This is a genomic window from Cupriavidus sp. GW822-FHT02D05 (assembly GCF_058802485.1).
Window position 1 is genome coordinate 506,885 of record NZ_JBXAOE010000001.1, and the last position, 16,529, is coordinate 523,413.

A 16,529-nucleotide genomic window follows, 5' to 3' on the forward strand; every position below is an offset into this window, starting at 1 on the left:
AGGCGCCATGAGCGATGCAGACAAAGCGGTTCCCGTCAGCCTGGTGCGGCATGGCCGCATCGGCCTGCTGTGCATCGACCATCCACCGGTGAACGCGCTCTCGGTGGCGACGGTGGCGGGGCTGGATGCCAAGGTGGCCGCCTTCGAGGCCGATTCCTCCCTCGATGGCTTGCTGATCTGGTGCGCGGGCCGGACCTTCGTGGCGGGCGGCGACATCGCGCAATTTGATGCCCCGGATTTCACGGCTGCGCCTTACAACCGTATCCTGGCCCGGATCGAAGCGTGCGAACGGCTGGTGGTGGCCGTGCTGCACGGCACCGCGCTGGGCGGCGGGCTGGAACTGGCGCTGGCCTGCCATTACCGCGTGGCCGCGCCCGGCACGCGGGTCGGGCTGCCCGAGATCAAGCTGGGGCTGCTGCCCGGCTCGCTGGGCTCCCAGCGGCTGCCGCGCGCCTGCGGGGCGGCCCTGGCGCTGGACCTGATGCTGAGCGGGCGCATGCTCGACGCCGAGGCAGCGCTGGCCGCCGGCATCGTCGATGCGCTGGTGCCGGGCGAGCCGTTGGCCGCCGGCCTTCATTTTCTGGAAGACCTGCTGGCGAAGCGAGCGCCGCCGCGCCGGCTGTCGAGGCTGTCCGTGCCTGTTGCCGGGCTCCCGCCGGACTTCTTCGCGCAGGCCTTGCAGCGCGCCACGCAGGAGCGTGCGCGCTATCCCGCGGCAGCGGCAATTGTGCAAGCGGTGGAGGCGGCAGCGACGCTGCCGTTCGCCGGGGGCGAGGCGGTGGAGGCCGCCTTGCTTGCCGCCTGCGTGGCGTCGCCGGAATCGCGGGCGCTGCGCCATCTGTTCTTTGCCGAGCGCCAGGCGGCCCGCGTGCCCGGGGTGCCCTCGGGCATCACGCCGCGCGCGCTGCATACCGCTGGAGTGGTGGGCGCCGGCACCATGGGCAGGCGCATCGCCATGAGCCTGGCGGACGCCGGCTTGCCGGTAACGCTGGTTGAGGCCAGCGGCGCGGCGTTGGCCAAGGGCCTGGCATCCGTGCGCGCCCAGTACGAGGCCAGTGCCGCGGCCGGGCGGCTGCAGCCCGATCAGGTGGCCAGGCGCATGGGCCTGATTGCCGGCACGCTGGACTACGACGCACTGGCCGGCTGCGAACTGGTGATCGAAGCGGTGGTCGAGGACATGGCGCTCAAGCAGCAGGTGTGCGCCCGTCTTGGCCAGATCTGCAAGCCCGGCGCAATCATTGCCACCAATACCTCCACGCTGGACGTGGAGGTATTGGCCGAGGCCTGCGGCCGGCCGGACGATTTCGCCGGGCTGCATTTCCGCAACCCGGCCAATGGCGGACGGTTGATCGAAGTGGTGCGCGGCAGCGCCACCGCGCCGGATGTGTTGATGACTGCCATGCACCTGGCCCGGCGGCTCGGCAAGGTAGCGGTGGTGACGGGCGTGTGCTTCGGCTTTATCGGCAACCGCATGGCCGAGGCCTACCTGCGCGAGAGCGAGTTCCTGCTCATGGAAGGCGTGAGCCCGGCGCGGTTGGATGCCGTGATGCAGGCTTACGGCATGGCGATGGGGCCGTGCCGCATGCTGGACCTGGCCGGGATCGACACGGGCGCCAAGATCGTGCTGGAGTACGGCAAGGCCGGGGGACTGCCGCCGGATCCCGCCTATCGCGCGGTGGTGCGTACGTTGTTCATGCTGGGGCGGCTCGGCTGCAAGAGCGGCGCGGGCTACTACCGCTATCCGGACGGCGAGCCGGTGGCGGACCCGGAGGCCGAGCGCATCTGCGCCGCGCTGGGCCGCGCGCACGGCATCGCCCAGCGCACCGACATTACCGATGCCGAGATCATCGAGCGCCTGATTTTTCCGCTGATCAACGAGGCCGCCAAGCTGCTGGAGGAGGGCATGGCCTGCCGGCCCGCAGACATCGACATGGTATGGACCGCCGGCTATGGCTTTCCCGACTATCTCGGGGGCCCTGTGTGGCAGGCGGACAGCATTGGCCTGCCCCGCGTCAAAGCCGGGCTGGAGCGCTACGCCCGCCTGCGCGGCAATCCTTACGACTACTGGGACATCTCCCCCTTGCTGGCGGCGCTGGCACAAAGCGGGCAGCGCTTGTCCGACTGGTGCGCGCCGCCGCCCGCAGCCGATGCCGTAGCACCGGGCGGCCAGGCACAGTGCCATGCGCCTATCTCATTACCGCAGGACTCTCGGTCCGTGCAAAGCAGGATCCAGTCGGGACCCAAGCCGCCGCAGAGCGTGCATTGAAGCCAAGGCAAACCAGCAAGAAGGCAACGAACAAGCAACGAACCGATAAGACAAGGAGACAACCATGATCTTGAAGACTACCATCGCCGCCATTGCGCTCGCGCTCAGCGCCGGCGCAAGCGCGCAGACGCGCGGCGTCACCGACAAGGAAATCGTGCTCGGCCTGATCACCGATATGTCCGGGCCGATCGTCAACTACGGCAAGGAGTCGCGCAACGGCATGACCATGGCCGTGGAAGAGATCAACGCCCGCGGCGGCGTGCAGGGCCGCAAGCTGCGGGTGGTGGTGGAAGACAATGGCTACGAGCCCAAGCGAGCCGTGCTGGCCGCGCAGAAGCTGGTCACGCAGGATGGCGTGTTCGCCATCATCGGCCACCTGGGCACCGCGCCCAATATGGCCACGCTGCCGTTCCTGGTGCAAAGCAAGGTCTTCAACTTCATGCCGCAGAGCGCCGCGCGCGACATGTATGAGCCGGCCAGCCCATACAAGATCGCGCTGGGACCGTCCAACTTCCTGATGTCCACCACCATCATGGATTACTTCTTCAAGCAGAAGCCCTACCAGCGGGTGGGCGCGCTGTACCAGGACGACGACTACGGGCGGGAGTCCGTGGAGGGTGTGCAGGCCTACCTCAAGACCAGGAACATGACCCTGGTGGAAAAGGTGTCGTACAAGCGCGGCGCCACCGATTTTTCCTCGCAGATGGCGCGGCTCAAGGCGGCCAACTGCGACCTGGTGTTCAACGCCTCCACGATGCGCGAGTACATCGCCTCCGTCCAGGAAGCGCGCAAGATCGGCTTCAACCCGGTCTTCGCCGGCACCTCCGCCAACTACGCGCACCAGGTGCCGCTGCTCGGCGGCAAGGCCATGGAAGGCCTGCATGCGGCAGCCTTCATCATGCTGCCCTATGCGGACGATGCAAACCCGGCGGTACGGCAATGGGCGGCCGCCTACAAGAAACGCTTCAATGAAGACCCGGGCGTGTACTCGATGTTCAGCTACTACGCCTACACCACCTTCGCCACCATCGCCGACAAGGCCGGGCGCAACCTGAGCGCGGAGTCCTTCAACGCCGCCATGGAGTCGACCAAGCTACCGCAGGACGCGCTGGGCAACCCGGGCTTCAATGTCTCCGCCAGCAACCGCCTGAGCAACGACCGCATCCGCATCATGAAGGTGGCTGGCGACAAGTGGATCCCGGCCAGCGACCTGCTGCCGCCGCCCAAGATGAACTGAGCGGGCGCGGCATTCATGAACAACCGGAGACAACCATGAGCACGGCAACGGAACAGGCGCGCGAGCGCATCGGGCGCATCGCCCTGGGCGATGTGATCCACCGCAGCGCCCGGCGCTTCGGCGCCCGCACGGCATTGATCGAGGGCGACCACAGCCTCAGCTATACGGCGCTGAACGCCGCCACCAACCAGTTTGCCCACTACCTGCTGGCCCAGGGCATGCGCAGCGCAGAGCGTGTCGGCATGCTGTGCAACAACTCGATCGACATGATCGTGGCGCTGCTGGGTATCCAGAAAGCGGGCATGGTGTGGGTGCCGATCAACACGGCGCTGGCGCCGGATGCGATCCAGTACATCCTGGAACACGCGGAGGTAACGCGCCTGGTGGCGGACGCGTCCGTGCTGGCGCGGCCCGGCGTCGGCGAGCTGGTCGCGGCGTTGCGCATTCCCGTCGTGTTGCTGGAGCCGGCGGGCGAGGTGGCAGGCGAGATGGCCGGATTAGCCGTTACCCGGCATGCCGACGCGCTGGCTGGCCAGCCGGCCACGCTGCCAGATGTGGACATCGCCAGCGGCCAACTGGCACAGATCATGTACACCAGCGGCACCACCGGCCCGCAAAAGGGTGTCATGCATTCCCACGCCTCGGTGCATTCGGTGCTGGCGGCCAACCTGGTCGATACCGACTGCGGGACGGCGACTGAAGTCTTTACCTGCCTGCTGCCGATGTTCCACTGCGCGCAGCACGGCAATACCATGAGCGCGCTGCTGGGCGGCCATGCCGTGGTGATCGGGCGCGGCTTCGATCCGGCCCGGGTGCTGGCGGACCTGGCCCGGCACCGCGTCACCGTGGTGGTGGCGCTGCCGATGATGTACCGGGCCATGCTGGAGCACCCGCAGTTCGCCGCGACCGACCTCTCCAGCGTGCGGCTGTGCATCTACGGCATGGCGCCATTGCCCAAGAACCTGCTGCTGCGCCTGCTGGATGCGTTCTGCCCCAACTTCGTCCTGTGCTCGGGCCAGACCGAGATGTACCCGGCGGCCACCATTTTCGAGGCGCAGGAGCAGCGCAAGCGCTTTGGCGCCTTCTGGGGCGTGGGCACGGTGGTCAACGAGGTGGCGGTGATGAGCGACGACGGCCGGCTGCTCGGCCCGGGCGAGCCCGGCGAGATCGTGTTTCGCGGGCCGAACGTGATGCTGGGCTATTACAAGGACCCCGAGGCTACCGCCCGCGTGCAGCGCTTTGGCTGGCATCACTCCGGCGATCTTGGCGTGCTGGACGAGGATGGCCAGTTGCTGTTCCTCGATCGTATCAAGGACATGATCAAGAGCGGCGGCGAAAACGTGCCCTCGATCAAGGTCGAGGAAGTGTTGCTGCGCCATGCCGCCGTGGCCAATGCGGCAGTGGTCGGGCTGCCGCATGCGCGCTGGGGCGAAGCGGTGACGGCCTTCGTGACCCTGAAGCCCGGCGCGCGGGTGGAGGACGACGAGCTGGGCGCGCACTGCAGGGCCCACCTGGGCGGCTTCGAGGTGCCCAAGGCGGTGCTGCTGCTGGCGGCATTGCCGGCCACCTCCACCGGGAAGATCCAGAAGTTCGCGTTGCGCCAGCGCTATCACGAGCATTACGATGAGCACCACGAAGCGCACCACGCGCACCCTGGCGAGGGCTGAGCACCGGGCCCGCCTGTGGCTGACATAGCCACCTGACATAGCCACCTGACGCAAGACGTAGCCGGTAGCCCCGGCTACGCTGCTTTTTGCGTCGCATTTTTGCATCGCATCATGGCGGCGCACCGAGAGCAAATAACTAGCAGGCCTGACGATGCCCCCATCGGGGCGCGGACGGTGCCAGCAGGAGACGAGGACATGCAGATGCAAGCACCAGGCATTGCGTGCCCGCCAGCGACGACCGTGGCGCCTGGCGCCCGGGACGGAGCCGGCCGGGTGATGTGGCTCACCCCCGACAGGCTGTTCTACGCCGGCCTGCTTGGCTCGCCTTCGGTCCGCACCATGGGTGGGCTATTGATCTATGTGGCTTTGCGTGCACCCATCCGCATCCGCTTTGACGACGGACCCTGGGCATCCACGGAACTGGCGGTGGTGCCGGCGTACATGCCGCACTCGGTTGCTTGCGACGACCGCATGATCTGCGACCTCGCACTGGAAGCGGAGAGCATCGACCTGGCGCGCCTGCCGCCGGTGATACGCGAGCGGGCAGGGCCGGTGGACGATCCGGCCTTTGTGCGCCATGTGCGCCAAGCGCATGCCTACCTGAGCGAGCGCGGCCGGGAGCTGGAACTGCAGGCGGACAGCTTCGACCAGATCTTCTTCGGGCACGCGCTGGCGCCGCGCAAGCTGGACCCGCGTATCGAGGCCGCGGTGCAGCGCATTCGCAATGCGCCGTCGGCCACGGCCACGGCCGAGTCATGCGCCGCATCGGCCCATCTGTCCTTCTCGCGCTTCCTGCATCTGTTCAAGGAGGATGTCGGCACGCCGTTCCGCAGCTTCCGGACCTGGAAACGCGCCCGCAGCCTGCTGCACTATGTCACCCAGGACTCCAACCTGGCCCATGTGGCGCTGGATGCCGGCTATCCGGACTCCACCCACTTCAGCCATTCCATCCGCCAGGTTTACGGACTCAAACCCAGCGATATCTTTGCCGGCTCGCGCAAGCTCGCCCTGATTGGCGAGCTTGCGGAGGTGGGCAGCGGCATGCCCGGCTAGGCGGGCCGCGCAGGGGTATCCGGCGCGTGCTCAGTGCGCAAGGCCGCCTTGTGGATCTTGCCGGCCGGCGTGAGCGGCAGCGCTTCGCGCAGCACCACCTGGCGCGGCACCTTGTAGTCGGCCAGGCGGGTCCCGCAGTACGCGCGGATTTCCTGCTCGGAGACCTGGCAGCCAGGCTTGGGCACGATGTAATAACGGCCGATCTCGCCCAGCACGGGGTCGGGCACGCCAATGCCGGCGACCATCATCACCGCCGGGTGCCGCGCGATCACGCCCTCGATCTCGGCCGGATAGACGTTGAAGCCGCCCTGGATATACATATCCTTCTTGCGCCCCTTCAAGTGGATATAGCCGCGTTCGTCCACGTAGCCCAGGTCGCCCGAGTGCAGCCAGCCCTGGGCATCGAATCCATCCTCCCCGGCCGCGCCGCCGACGTAGCCCGGGCAAACGCCCGCGCCACGGTAACAGAGCTCGCCGATTTCGCCCGTGGCCAGGCTTTCGCCGGCAAACGAGACCACCCGCACCTCGGCGGCGTCGAACACACGGCCGATCGATTGCATCAGGTCCTGCCGCTGCGCGTCCCAGGGCGTCATGACGATCGCGCCAGAGGATTCCGAGAGGCCGTACAGGTTCATCACCGTCGCCTGCGGCATGCGGGCCTGCAACTGCTCCAGCAGGGCCGCGTCCACGGTGGCGCCGCCCACGATCACGAGCCGCACGGAGGAGAAGTCCACCTTGGCCGAGTCGGGATGCATCAGCAGCAGCGTGGCCATGGTCGGCACGCCCGAGAAGATGGTGGGCGGGTGCTGGCGCATCCTGGCGAGCACCAGGTCCGCCTTGAAGGCTGGCACGAGGTCGCAAGTGCCGCCGCCCAGCAGGAAGTTCAGCACCCCGCAGGTGATGCCGCCCACATGGTTCAAGGGCAGGGCCAGCTGGAGCTGGTCGGCCTCGCTCGTGCGCACATGGCGCGCTTGGGCCAGGGCTGCCGCCAGCATGCTGCGATGGGACAGTCCCGCGCCCTTAGGCCGCCCGGTGGTGCCCGAGGTGTAGATCACCATGGCCAGGTCCTGCGGCACGACCTGCGCCTCGGCGGCCTCCAGTACGGCCGGGTCCGGCGCGGTGGCCAGCAGCGTGGAAAGCCGCAGCGAGCTGGTGTCGGCCGATGGCGCCGTGTCGATTGTGTCGATTGGGTCGATCAGCACCACATGCGACAAGCCCGGCATGCGCGGAGCCAGCCGTGCCAGCATGCCTGGAAAATCAAAGCCCTCGCACTCCGGCACCGTGAAGACCGCCTTGACCGCGCTGTCGTTGACCATATGCTCGATCTCGTTGTCGCGGTAGCGCACGCTCAGGCCCACCACCGCCACGCCGATGCGGCTTGCGGCATAGAACAGCTGCAGCCACTCGATCTGGTTCAGGCCAATCACGCCGATGCGTTCGCCACGGGCGATGCCCAGGCCAAGCAGCCCACAGGCAAGGCGCGCGGAGCTGGCCTCCATCCCGGCAAAGGTGTGGGCCTGCGGCCCGCAGCGGTAGGCAGTGCGCTGGCCCCACCGCTGGCTGGCCTGGCGAAGGGCGGCACCAATGGTGGCGGGCGGCGGGTTGGCAATCATGCGGGCTCTCCTGGCGTTGGATGTCAAGTTGGATGCGGCAAAGACCGGGGCAGGTCAGAGCGGCAAGCGTAGCCAAGGAGCGCGGGGCAAGGCTTGCGGAAAGTGGCTGGGTCGCTGCGTATGGCGGCGGCAGCGTCGTCTCGGTGGACGTAGATTACGCATGACATGGGTATTTGAAAAATACCCATGAAATTGATATTTGCAATTTACCCATATTATTTGTAAAGTGAGATTACGCATTTGATGGGTAACTCCGGATGACCACGATGAAACAGCTGCTCACCACCCCCAGCCAGCTCGGGCAAGTGCTGCAATCCGCACGGCGCGCCGCCAAGCTGTCGCAGACGGACCTTGCCGCGCGGCTGGATGTCAGCCAGAGCCGCATCTCCCATATGGAGCTCAACCCGGGCAGCATCAGCGCCGACCAGTTGCTGGCGCTGATCAGCGTCCTCGGCCTGGAACTCGTCGTGCAGGATCGGCACGCGGCAGGCGCCGACGCCTCGCCGGTGGAGTGGTAGCCATGGGCCGCAGATCGCATGCGCGGGCGTTGTCGGTATGGGCCAATGGCGAGCGGGTAGGGACGTGGCGCATCCCCACGCGGGGCGACATGGAATTGCAGTACGACCCAGGCTGGCTGGCCTCGCCCGCCGGACGCCCGCTTTCCCTGTCGCTTCCCTTCGGCGTCGATACCTCCCCGCTCAAGGGCGACCGGGTGCGCAACTACTTCGACAACCTGCTACCCGACAGCGATGCCATCCGCAAGCGCCTGGCCACGCGTTTCAAGGCGGCAACCACGGAAGCCTTCGACCTGCTGGAAGCCATCGGCCGCGATTGCGTCGGCGCCGTGCAATTGCTCGGCGAGAACGAACAGCCGGTGGGCCATGACCGCATCGACGGTACGCCGCAGTCCGACTCCGATATTGAAAAGCTGCTGCGGCAGACGGTCAGCCCCACCGGCATGGGCGCGCAGGACGATGACGATGATTTCCGCATCTCCCTGGCCGGCGCGCAGGAAAAGACCGCGCTGCTGTGGCATGGCAACCAGTGGATGAAGCCCCACGGCGCCACGCCCACCACGCACATCCTCAAGCTGCCGCTTGGACTGGTGGGCAACAAGCGGGCCGACCTCAGTACCTCGGTCGAGAACGAGTGGCTCTGCCTGACCATCCTCGCCGCTTATGGCCTGCCGGTGGCGCGTAGCGAAATCAAGACCTTCGCCAGCCAGAAGGTCCTGAGCGTGCAGCGCTTCGACCGGCAGATGCATTCCTCGGGAGGCTGGATCCTGCGCCTGCCGCAGGAGGATTTTTGCCAGGCGCTTGGCGTCGCCCCGCACCTGAAGTACGAGGCGGATGGCGGCCCTGGCATGCGCGACATCGCCCAGATCCTGCGGCAATCGACCCATGCCGACGAAGACCTGGAGATCTTCCTCACCACGCAGATCCTGTTCTGGATGCTGGCGGCGCCCGACGGGCATGCCAAGAATTTCAGCATCCGCCTGCTGCCTGGCGGGCGCTACCGGATGACGCCGCTCTATGACGTGATGTCGATCTGGCCGGTGGTTGGCTTTGGGGCAAACCAGTGGTCATGGCACAAGGCCAAGCTGGCCATGGCGGTGGCCGGCAAGAACCGGCACTACCTGTTCAAGGACGTGCAGCGCCGGCATTTCAACGCCATGGCGCCCAAGTGCTTCCACGGCCCGGATGCCGAAGGCATCGTTCAGCGGCTCATTGCGCAGACGCCGGCTGTCATTGCCACGGTCAGCGCCGCCTTGCCGGGGGGCTTCCCGCAAAAGGTGGCGCACAGCATCCTGCAAGGACTGGAGGCATCCGCCCGGCAGCTCGATCGCATGCCGCCTGGCTAAGAGGTTGGTTGGGGTTTGGCGGGGCCAACCACTTTGCGCAAGACGAAGCGCACGGCGCGGCCTATGGTCGAGGGATGCCGGCTTGCATGCCGCACGCCACCCCCGACCCGAAAGCCCACTGACAGCCCCCTGACAGGACCCACGATGAGCCTCCTGACCCTGCCGCCCCTTGCGCACTATTTCACCGCCGAGCACGAGCAGTTCCGCAGCACGCTGCGCGACTTCGTCGCCCGCGAGATCACGCCCTACGTGAACGACTGGGACGAAGCCGGGACCTTTCCCCGCTCGCTGTACCGCCGCGCCGCGGAAGTCGGCCTGCTCGGGCTGGGTTACCCGGAACACTTCGGCGGCACCCCCGGCGACATCTTCTATCACCTGATCCAGGCCGAAGAGTTTGCCCGCTGCGGCTCCGGCGGCGTCAACGCGTCGCTGCACTCCCATTCCATCGGCGTGCCGCCCATCGTCGCGGCCGGCAGCCAGGCGCTGCAGGAACGCGTGCTGCCCGCGGTCATTGCTGGCGACAAGATCGCCGCCCTGGCCATTACCGAGCCCGGCGGCGGCTCCGACGTGGCCAGCCTGAAAACCACCGCCGTGCGCGACGGCGACCACTACATCGTCAACGGCGAGAAGACCTTCATCACCTCCGGCATGCGCGCCGACTTCATCACCACCGCGGTGCGCACCGATCCCGCCAACAAGGGCGCGGGCGGCATCTCCCTGCTCCTGATCGAAGGCAACACGCCCGGCCTGACCCGCACTGAACTCAAGAAAATGGGCTGGCTCGCCTCCGACACTGCGCACCTGCACTTCGACAACTGCCGGATCCCGGCCGCCAACCTGATCGGCGAGGAGAACCGCGGCTTCCAGATCATCATGCGCAACTTCAACGCCGAGCGGCTGGGGATGAGCGCCAGCGCCTATGGCTACGCCGAAGCCTGCCTGCAGGAAGCACTCGACTGGGCGCGCCAGCGCAGCACCTTCGGCCACCCGCTGGTGGAGCGCCAGGTGATCCGCCACAAGCTGGTCGACATGGCCCTGCGCATCGAAGCCGCCCGCAACCTCGTCTACGACCTGGCTTACCGCGTGCAGCACCAGGCCGGCGACCCGGCGCAGCTGGTGGCGCGCACCTGCATGGCCAAGATCCAGGCCACCCAGGCCATGCAGTTCTGCGCCGACCAGGCCGTGCAGATCCTGGGCGGCATGGGTTTCATGCGCGGCACCCTGAGCGAGCGGGTGTACCGCGAGGTCAAGGTCATGATGATCGGCGGCGGGTCGGAGGAAATCATGAAAGACCTGGCCGCGCGGCAGTTGGGGTTTTGAGGGGGGGCGGAGAGGTGGCTGGAATAGCAGTTAACGTATTCGCTCATGCTTTTTAAGAAGCAAAACCAACCGTCACCAAGCTAACGTATTAGATCGAGTCTCATATCTGGAATTTTGCTAGATAGCACTCTATACTGTCTTCGTACTGATACGTTATCAACACGACGAAAGGCGCAATGCAGCACCTTATTACCGCAACCGCAAGCCTTGGCCAGCTCGCCCGCGCTGCGCGCATGACCCAGAAGCTCACACGCGACGAACTGGCCCGCGCCACGGGACTCTCGCCAGCCTTTATCTCAGCGGTTGAACGTGGCAAGGAGACCGCGCAAATCGGCAAGGTGCTGCTCCTGCTACAGGAGCTCGGCGTGACGCTGTTCGGCGAGGCTTCCGGCGTCCAGCAACTGATGGCGGACAAAGACGGGCTCGCCAACCGGCGAGTGCGTAAATGAGCGAAGAAGAGCGCACGCTCATCGCCTTTGCCAACGGCGTAAAAATCGGTGAAGTGGCGGACAACAACGGGGTTTGGACGTTTGCCTACGACGCGGGCTGGCTGAATCACCCCGGGCGCTTCGCCCTGAGCCCTAGTCTTCCGCTAGGGCCGGCACTTCAGGTCGATACCAGTTCCGACCGTCCCGTGCAGTACTTCTTCGACAACCTCTTGCCGGAAGAGGGCCAACGCGCCGTGCTGGCCAGCACGGCAAGGCTCGATATCGAAGACGCATGGGGCATGCTGGCGTACTACGGCGCGGAATCGGCCGGGGCCATCACGCTTCTGGCGCCGGGCCAGCAGGAACCCGGCGCAGGCCGGGTGCCGCTATCGTTCGAAGAACTGCACCGCCGTATCGCGGACCTGCCGGGGCGCCCGCTTGACGCGAAGGCGCCCAAGCACATGTCGGTGGGTGGCGCGCAGCACAAGCTGGCGGCAATCCTGGAGGGCAGGCAAGGAGAGCAGCGATTGCTGGAACCAATCGGCGCAGAGCCTTCCACCCATATCCTGAAGCCGGAAGCACGCTCTACCGCATGGCCACATACTGCCATCAATGAGTTCTTCTGCATGCGGCTGGCTGCGCGCGTGGGTCTGCCGGTGCCAGCCACGGCGTTCCTGCGCGTGCCTGCGCCGGTCTTCGCTATTTCCCGTTTCGATCGTGAATCGCTGCAAGGCCAGGTGCGGCGCCGGCATGTCATTGACGGCATGCAGCTGCGCGGCAAGAGCCGGACACTAAAATACACGCAAGCCTCGACGCAGACCCTGAGAGCGCTGATCGAGCTGACACGCACCCGCGCCGCCTCGCGCCTGGCGATTTACCGCTGGATTGTGTTCAACGTGCTGGTTGGCAACGGCGACGCGCATATGAAAAACCTGTCGTTCTTCGCGGATCCCGACGGCTACAGCCTTGCCCCGTTCTACGATATCGTCAGCACCGTGGTGTACGACACCAAGAACTTTCGCGACACCGCGCCGTACTGGCCGGACTCCGAATTGTCCATGCCGATCGGGGCCGCCAGGCATTTCGGCGACCTCCAGCGCACCGACCTGATTCAAGCGGGGCAGGAACTTGGCTTGAGTCCAACGGCGGCGGCCTATGAGCTCGATGCAATGATGGCTGCCGTAGCGCAGGCCACGAATGAGGTCCGAGCGCAAGTCGAAGCTGAGGCCACGCCGGATGGTGGCGAGGCCCCGCTGCTCAATGCCATCCTGGCCATGCCACTCAAGGAGATGTCCGATCGGCTCAGACGGCCAGTTCGAAGTCCGGCAGCATAGCTGCCTGCACAAGAGGGCATTCGTCCAGGGAAGCGCCTCAGCCTTCCTGCGACGCGGATCGGCCCCGCCGCGCCGCCTTATAATCCGACCGGAGAATCCACCGCTGGCGCTGCCGGCGGGCGTGTCCTGGAACCGGCCGAATGCCTTCGTACCCCCTTGTCCTCTGCCTCACCTTTGCGGTCGTCGGAAGTCTGACGGTTGCCGTCGCAACCTGGACGCGGCGGGACGATCCCATCGTCAAGGCCTTCCTGGCGCTGGCCCTGGGGAGCGCGCTATGGAGCGGTGGCCGCCTGCTCGAGTTGAACTCCGTCGACCTGGAAACCCGCATCCTGTGGGCCAAGGTGCAATATGTCGGCATTGTCGCCGTGCCCATCGGCTGGCTCTGCGCCATCGTCCAGCTCAGCCGGCCAAGATTCGTCATCCCTTGGTCGCTGCTCTCGCTGCCCATCGTCATCAATATCGTGACGCTGGCCCTGGTCTTTACCAACGAACGGCATCACCTGATCTGGACGTCGATCCAGCTGGTGCCGGGGGGCGCGCCACCGGGCGCCGTCTTCGGCCATGGCCCGGGATACGCCGCGGCGGCTGCCTACACCTACCTGCTGTTGCTGATCAGCGTTTACTTCCTGCTGACGGCCCGGGTGCCAAGCAGCAGCCTGACCCGCGGGGGAAGGGCGGTGCTTGCGGGCGGCCTGGCGTTGCCGCTGGTGGCCAATATCGCGTACTTGCGCGGATGGACGGGCCCGCTGGGCGGCGACCTGACCCCCGCCACCTTCGCGGTGACGGCGGTGCTGGTGTGGGTATGCGCGCTGCGCAGGCACCTGGATGACGTTGGCCACTACGCCAGGCTCAGGGTCTTCGATGCCTTGCAAGAAGGCTGCGTGATCGTGAATGCCAACGACATCATCGTCGACTTCAACCCTGCCGCGCGGCGCCTGCTGGTGGAGGTGGAGCGGGGCAGCGCGTTTCCGCCGGCCTGGCGGGACGCGATCGCTGCCAGCCGCAGCGGCGCGCCTGGCAGCGGCGGCTCGCACCTGATTTCGGAGGAGCGTGTCGACTACGAGCTCACCGTGGATTCGGTGCGCAACCTGAACCGGCAGCCGGTCGGAATCATTGTGTTCCTGCGCGATGTCACGCGCTTTCGCTCGCGTGAGCACGCGTTGACGGTGGAAAACTCCAGCCTGGCGGTGCGGCTCGGCGAGACCGAGGAAAAGCTCTCACGCATCGAGGCGGACCTGTATCGCGATGCGCTCACCGGCGCGCGCAACCGGCGCTACTTCCAGCGCGAGGCCGCCGCCGCGATAGCCGACGCGTTTGAGCGCGGCATTCCCGTCGGCCTGCTGATCATCGACGTCGATTACTTCAAGCAGTACAACGATCTCCACGGCCATGTGCATGGCGACGAATGCCTGCGCCGCGTTGCCGCCGCCATCGGCGAAGCCATGCGCAACGGCCCCGGCGACTTCTGCGCCCGCGTTGGCGGCGAAGAGTTCGCCATCGTGCTGCCAGCGATCACGCCAGCCAATACACGGGAAGTTGGCCTGCGCCTGCTTAATGCCGTGCGCTCGCTGGCGCTGCCGCATGGCGGCTGGCCAGAGCACCCTTGCGTCACCATCAGCGTTGGCGCGGTTTGCGAAATCCCGGCGTCGCCATCGCTGGAATTCCTGCTCGAAAAGGCCGACGCTGCCATGTACGAGGCCAAGCGCAACGGCCGTGACCGCTTCATGATGCACGACCCGGTGGTGTCGCCTGTGTACCCGGGCTGAACGTCTTTCATGGATTGGCCTGACCGGCCATCCTCTCAGGAGTACCCCGCTCATGTCATTCGGCGAATCCGCAGCCATCTACAACCAGGCACGCCAGTCCTACAGCACGGCAGTGATGGACAAGGTCGCAGATATTTTGGCGGCAGCACAGACGCAAGCCATCCTCGACATCGGATGCGGCACGGGCATCGCCACCCGGCAACTGACCGCGTGCGGTTTTCGCCCGGTCGGGATCGACGTTGACCCCGACATGATCGACGAGGCGCGCCGGCTGGGGCAGGCGGGCGCGTACCACGTAATGGGCGCCGATCGCCTGGATTTTGCCGACGCGGCATTCAGCGGGGCTACCGCCTTCGGCGCGTTCCACTGGTTCTCGGACGATGCATCAGTGCGCAACATCCGCTGCGTATTGATGCCAGGCGCGGCCTTCGTCGTCGTCAACAAGAACGATGCGGGCGATTTCCGCGAGGCCATCGTTGACATCGTCGGCCGCCACGTGGCCCTGAGCCAGGCGCGGCCCAAAGCCGAATACCAGCCTGCCGGGACGCTAGCCGCCGGCGGCTTTCACGCGGTCCGCGAAGACCGGATCCAAACGATGGAGTCGCTTTCCATCGACCATGCGGTTGCGCACGCGCGGTCGATGCGCTTGTGGGAAGAGGTGCCGACATCGCTCCACGCAGCCATTGAGGCTGAGCTGCGTGACTACGTGGGACGTCATCTTGACGCATCCGGCATGTTGCCGCGGCCGCTTGTCGTGACGGTAGTTTCGGGATGCCGGTAGCGGCCGGGCGGGCGACCATACTGGCCCCAAGCAGGCCCGCCGAGGCCGGATCTCAATTCCACTGCGTGGAAATGCAGGGCTGTATTCGACCGTATTTGCGCTTAATCTGGGTTCATCGATAAACGACGGGCAGGGCAAAGCATGGCGCCTGTCCCGTCAAGAAACCCAGACGGAGACGCAAGTGCCTGATTCATTCCCCCTTTTCAACAGGGCGCTGGCCGCGTTGGCCATTGCGCTTGCCGCCACGGGCGCGCTGGCGCCAGCCGCCAACGCCGCAGCCTTCCCGGAAAAGCCCATTCGCCTCGTCGTACCCTTCGCCCCGGGCGGTGGCACCGACCTGATCGCCAGGACCATGGGCGTGACGATGTCGCAGGATCTCGGCCAGCCGGTGATCATCGACAACAAGCCGGGTGGCGGTACCATCATCGGCTCCGACACGGTGGCCAAGAGCGCGCCGGATGGCTACACCATGGTAATGGCCACGTTTGCGCACGCAGTCAACCCGAGCATCCACGCCAAGCTGCCCTATGCCACCGACAAGGCATTTGCGCCGGTGATGCTGGTGGGCCAGTCACCCAACGTGCTGGTGGTTCGCCCGGACAGCCCCTACAAGACGGTGCAGGACCTGATCGCTGCCGCCAAGGCCAAGCCAGGGAAAATCTCGTTTGCATCGCAGGGCCCTGGCACCTCCGCGCACCTCGCGGGTGAACTATTCAAGTCACTGGCCAAAGTCGACCTCAATCACATTCCCTACCGAGGCGCCGGCCCAGCCATTACAGACTTGCTGGGCGGCCAGGTGGATGTGATGTTCGCCACGGCCTCCGCAGTCGGGTCGTTGCTTGAGAACGGCAAGCTGCGCGCGATCGCGGTGACCACGGCCAAGCGCTCGACAAGCCCTGTCCTGGCGAAGGTGCCCACCATCGCGGAAAGCGGCGTGCCCGGCTACGTGGCCGAAAGCTGGTACGGGCTCTTCGTGCCGGCAGGCACGCCCGCCGCGGTGATTGCCCGCCTGAACGCCGCCGCCAGGAAGGCGGTGCAGACCGAGGCGTTCCGCAAGCGTGCCGAAACCGAGGGCCTGGAAGTCAGCGCGGGAACGCCCGAGGAATTTGGCCGCTATGTGCGCGCCGAGGAGGTTCGCTGGAGCCGGGTGGTCAAGCAAGCCAACATCACCGCAGAGTAATCCGGCAGCCCTCGATTGCGCAT

13 protein-coding genes are annotated in these 16,529 nt (G+C 66.3%); 12 read left to right on the forward strand and 1 reads right to left on the reverse strand.

All coding sequences use genetic code 11. The annotated features are described in order from the left end of the window. Positions 1–7: 7 nt before the first annotated feature. From AC1RQK_RS02335 to AC1RQK_RS02350, 4 genes are all read left to right on the forward strand, one after another. Positions 8–2,266 carry a 3-hydroxyacyl-CoA dehydrogenase NAD-binding domain-containing protein gene (locus AC1RQK_RS02335; RefSeq protein ID WP_492807441.1) on the forward strand — a complete coding sequence of 753 codons (2,259 nt, stop codon included), beginning with the start codon at positions 8–10 and terminating at the stop codon, positions 2,264–2,266. 64 nt (positions 2,267–2,330) lie between these two features. Further along, positions 2,331–3,503 carry an ABC transporter substrate-binding protein gene (locus AC1RQK_RS02340; protein ID WP_150984552.1) on the forward strand — a complete coding sequence of 391 codons (1,173 nt, stop codon included), beginning with the start codon at positions 2,331–2,333 and terminating at the stop codon, positions 3,501–3,503. Between the two features lie 35 nt (positions 3,504–3,538). Continuing rightward, positions 3,539–5,170 (forward strand): class I adenylate-forming enzyme family protein, encoded by a 1,632-nt coding sequence (locus AC1RQK_RS02345; RefSeq protein ID WP_492807443.1) that lies wholly within the window; start codon positions 3,539–3,541, stop codon positions 5,168–5,170. A gap of 195 nt (positions 5,171–5,365) precedes the next feature. Next, positions 5,366–6,223 carry an AraC family transcriptional regulator gene (locus AC1RQK_RS02350; RefSeq protein ID WP_492807445.1) on the forward strand — a complete coding sequence of 286 codons (858 nt, stop codon included), beginning with the start codon at positions 5,366–5,368 and terminating at the stop codon, positions 6,221–6,223. Here the strand turns inward: AC1RQK_RS02350 and AC1RQK_RS02355 are convergent. Further along, entirely contained in the window at positions 6,220–7,836 is a 1,617-nt protein-coding gene (locus AC1RQK_RS02355; protein ID WP_492807447.1) for a class I adenylate-forming enzyme family protein, read from the reverse strand. The genes AC1RQK_RS02350 and AC1RQK_RS02355 overlap by 4 nt on opposite strands. A 266-nt stretch (positions 7,837–8,102) precedes the next feature. On the opposite strand from AC1RQK_RS02355, the gene AC1RQK_RS02360 reads away from it, so the two are divergent. The 8 genes from AC1RQK_RS02360 to AC1RQK_RS02395 all read left to right on the forward strand — a co-directional run bounded on the left by AC1RQK_RS02360 (position 8,103) and on the right by AC1RQK_RS02395 (position 16,506). Further along, positions 8,103–8,354, forward strand: coding sequence for a helix-turn-helix domain-containing protein (locus tag AC1RQK_RS02360; RefSeq protein ID WP_492807449.1), 252 nt, complete (start codon positions 8,103–8,105; stop codon positions 8,352–8,354). Between the two features lie 2 nt (positions 8,355–8,356). Then, positions 8,357–9,697, forward strand: coding sequence for a type II toxin-antitoxin system HipA family toxin (locus AC1RQK_RS02365; RefSeq protein WP_492807451.1), 1,341 nt, complete (start codon positions 8,357–8,359; stop codon positions 9,695–9,697). Positions 9,698–9,841: 144 nt separating this feature from the next. Beyond that, complete coding sequence (locus tag AC1RQK_RS02370) at positions 9,842–11,017, forward strand: acyl-CoA dehydrogenase family protein (RefSeq protein WP_492375578.1); 1,176 nt, start codon at positions 9,842–9,844, stop codon at positions 11,015–11,017. 176 nt (positions 11,018–11,193) lie between these two features. Further along, complete coding sequence (locus AC1RQK_RS02375) at positions 11,194–11,466, forward strand: helix-turn-helix domain-containing protein (RefSeq protein WP_183033991.1); 273 nt, start codon at positions 11,194–11,196, stop codon at positions 11,464–11,466. Beyond that, entirely contained in the window at positions 11,463–12,779 is a 1,317-nt protein-coding gene (locus tag AC1RQK_RS02380; RefSeq protein ID WP_492375579.1) for a HipA domain-containing protein, read from the forward strand. Before AC1RQK_RS02375 ends, AC1RQK_RS02380 begins: the two co-directional genes overlap by 4 nt. 140 nt (positions 12,780–12,919) lie before the next feature. After that, entirely contained in the window at positions 12,920–14,545 is a 1,626-nt protein-coding gene (locus tag AC1RQK_RS02385; protein ID WP_492807454.1) for a histidine kinase N-terminal 7TM domain-containing protein, read from the forward strand. Positions 14,546–14,660: 115 nt separating this feature from the next. After that, complete coding sequence (locus AC1RQK_RS02390) at positions 14,661–15,326, forward strand: class I SAM-dependent methyltransferase (RefSeq protein WP_492807455.1); 666 nt, start codon at positions 14,661–14,663, stop codon at positions 15,324–15,326. A 181-nt stretch (positions 15,327–15,507) separates the two neighbouring features. Beyond that, entirely contained in the window at positions 15,508–16,506 is a 999-nt protein-coding gene (locus AC1RQK_RS02395) for a tripartite tricarboxylate transporter substrate binding protein (protein WP_492807457.1), read from the forward strand. Positions 16,507–16,529 lie beyond the last annotated feature (23 nt).

Bases quoted from the DNA above. Each gene is read 5' to 3' on its own strand.
- AC1RQK_RS02380 (WP_492375579.1), top strand. From the start codon at position 11,463: ATGAGCGAAGAAGAGCGCACGCTCATCGCCTTTGCCAACGGCGTAAAA.
- AC1RQK_RS02335 (WP_492807441.1), top strand. From the start codon at position 8: ATGAGCGATGCAGACAAAGCGGTTCCCGTCAGCCTGGTGCGGCATGGC.
- AC1RQK_RS02370 (WP_492375578.1), top strand. From the start codon at position 9,842: ATGAGCCTCCTGACCCTGCCGCCCCTTGCGCACTATTTCACCGCCGAG.
- AC1RQK_RS02385 (WP_492807454.1), top strand. From the start codon at position 12,920: ATGCCTTCGTACCCCCTTGTCCTCTGCCTCACCTTTGCGGTCGTCGGA.
- AC1RQK_RS02360 (WP_492807449.1), top strand. From the start codon at position 8,103: ATGAAACAGCTGCTCACCACCCCCAGCCAGCTCGGGCAAGTGCTGCAA.
- AC1RQK_RS02390 (WP_492807455.1), top strand. From the start codon at position 14,661: ATGGACAAGGTCGCAGATATTTTGGCGGCAGCACAGACGCAAGCCATC.
- AC1RQK_RS02365 (WP_492807451.1), top strand. From the start codon at position 8,357: ATGGGCCGCAGATCGCATGCGCGGGCGTTGTCGGTATGGGCCAATGGC.
- AC1RQK_RS02345 (WP_492807443.1), top strand. From the start codon at position 3,539: ATGAGCACGGCAACGGAACAGGCGCGCGAGCGCATCGGGCGCATCGCC.
- AC1RQK_RS02340 (WP_150984552.1), top strand. From the start codon at position 2,331: ATGATCTTGAAGACTACCATCGCCGCCATTGCGCTCGCGCTCAGCGCC.
- AC1RQK_RS02350 (WP_492807445.1), top strand. From the start codon at position 5,366: ATGCAGATGCAAGCACCAGGCATTGCGTGCCCGCCAGCGACGACCGTG.
- AC1RQK_RS02355 (WP_492807447.1), bottom strand. From the start codon at position 7,836: ATGATTGCCAACCCGCCGCCCGCCACCATTGGTGCCGCCCTTCGCCAG.
- AC1RQK_RS02375 (WP_183033991.1), top strand. From the start codon at position 11,194: ATGCAGCACCTTATTACCGCAACCGCAAGCCTTGGCCAGCTCGCCCGC.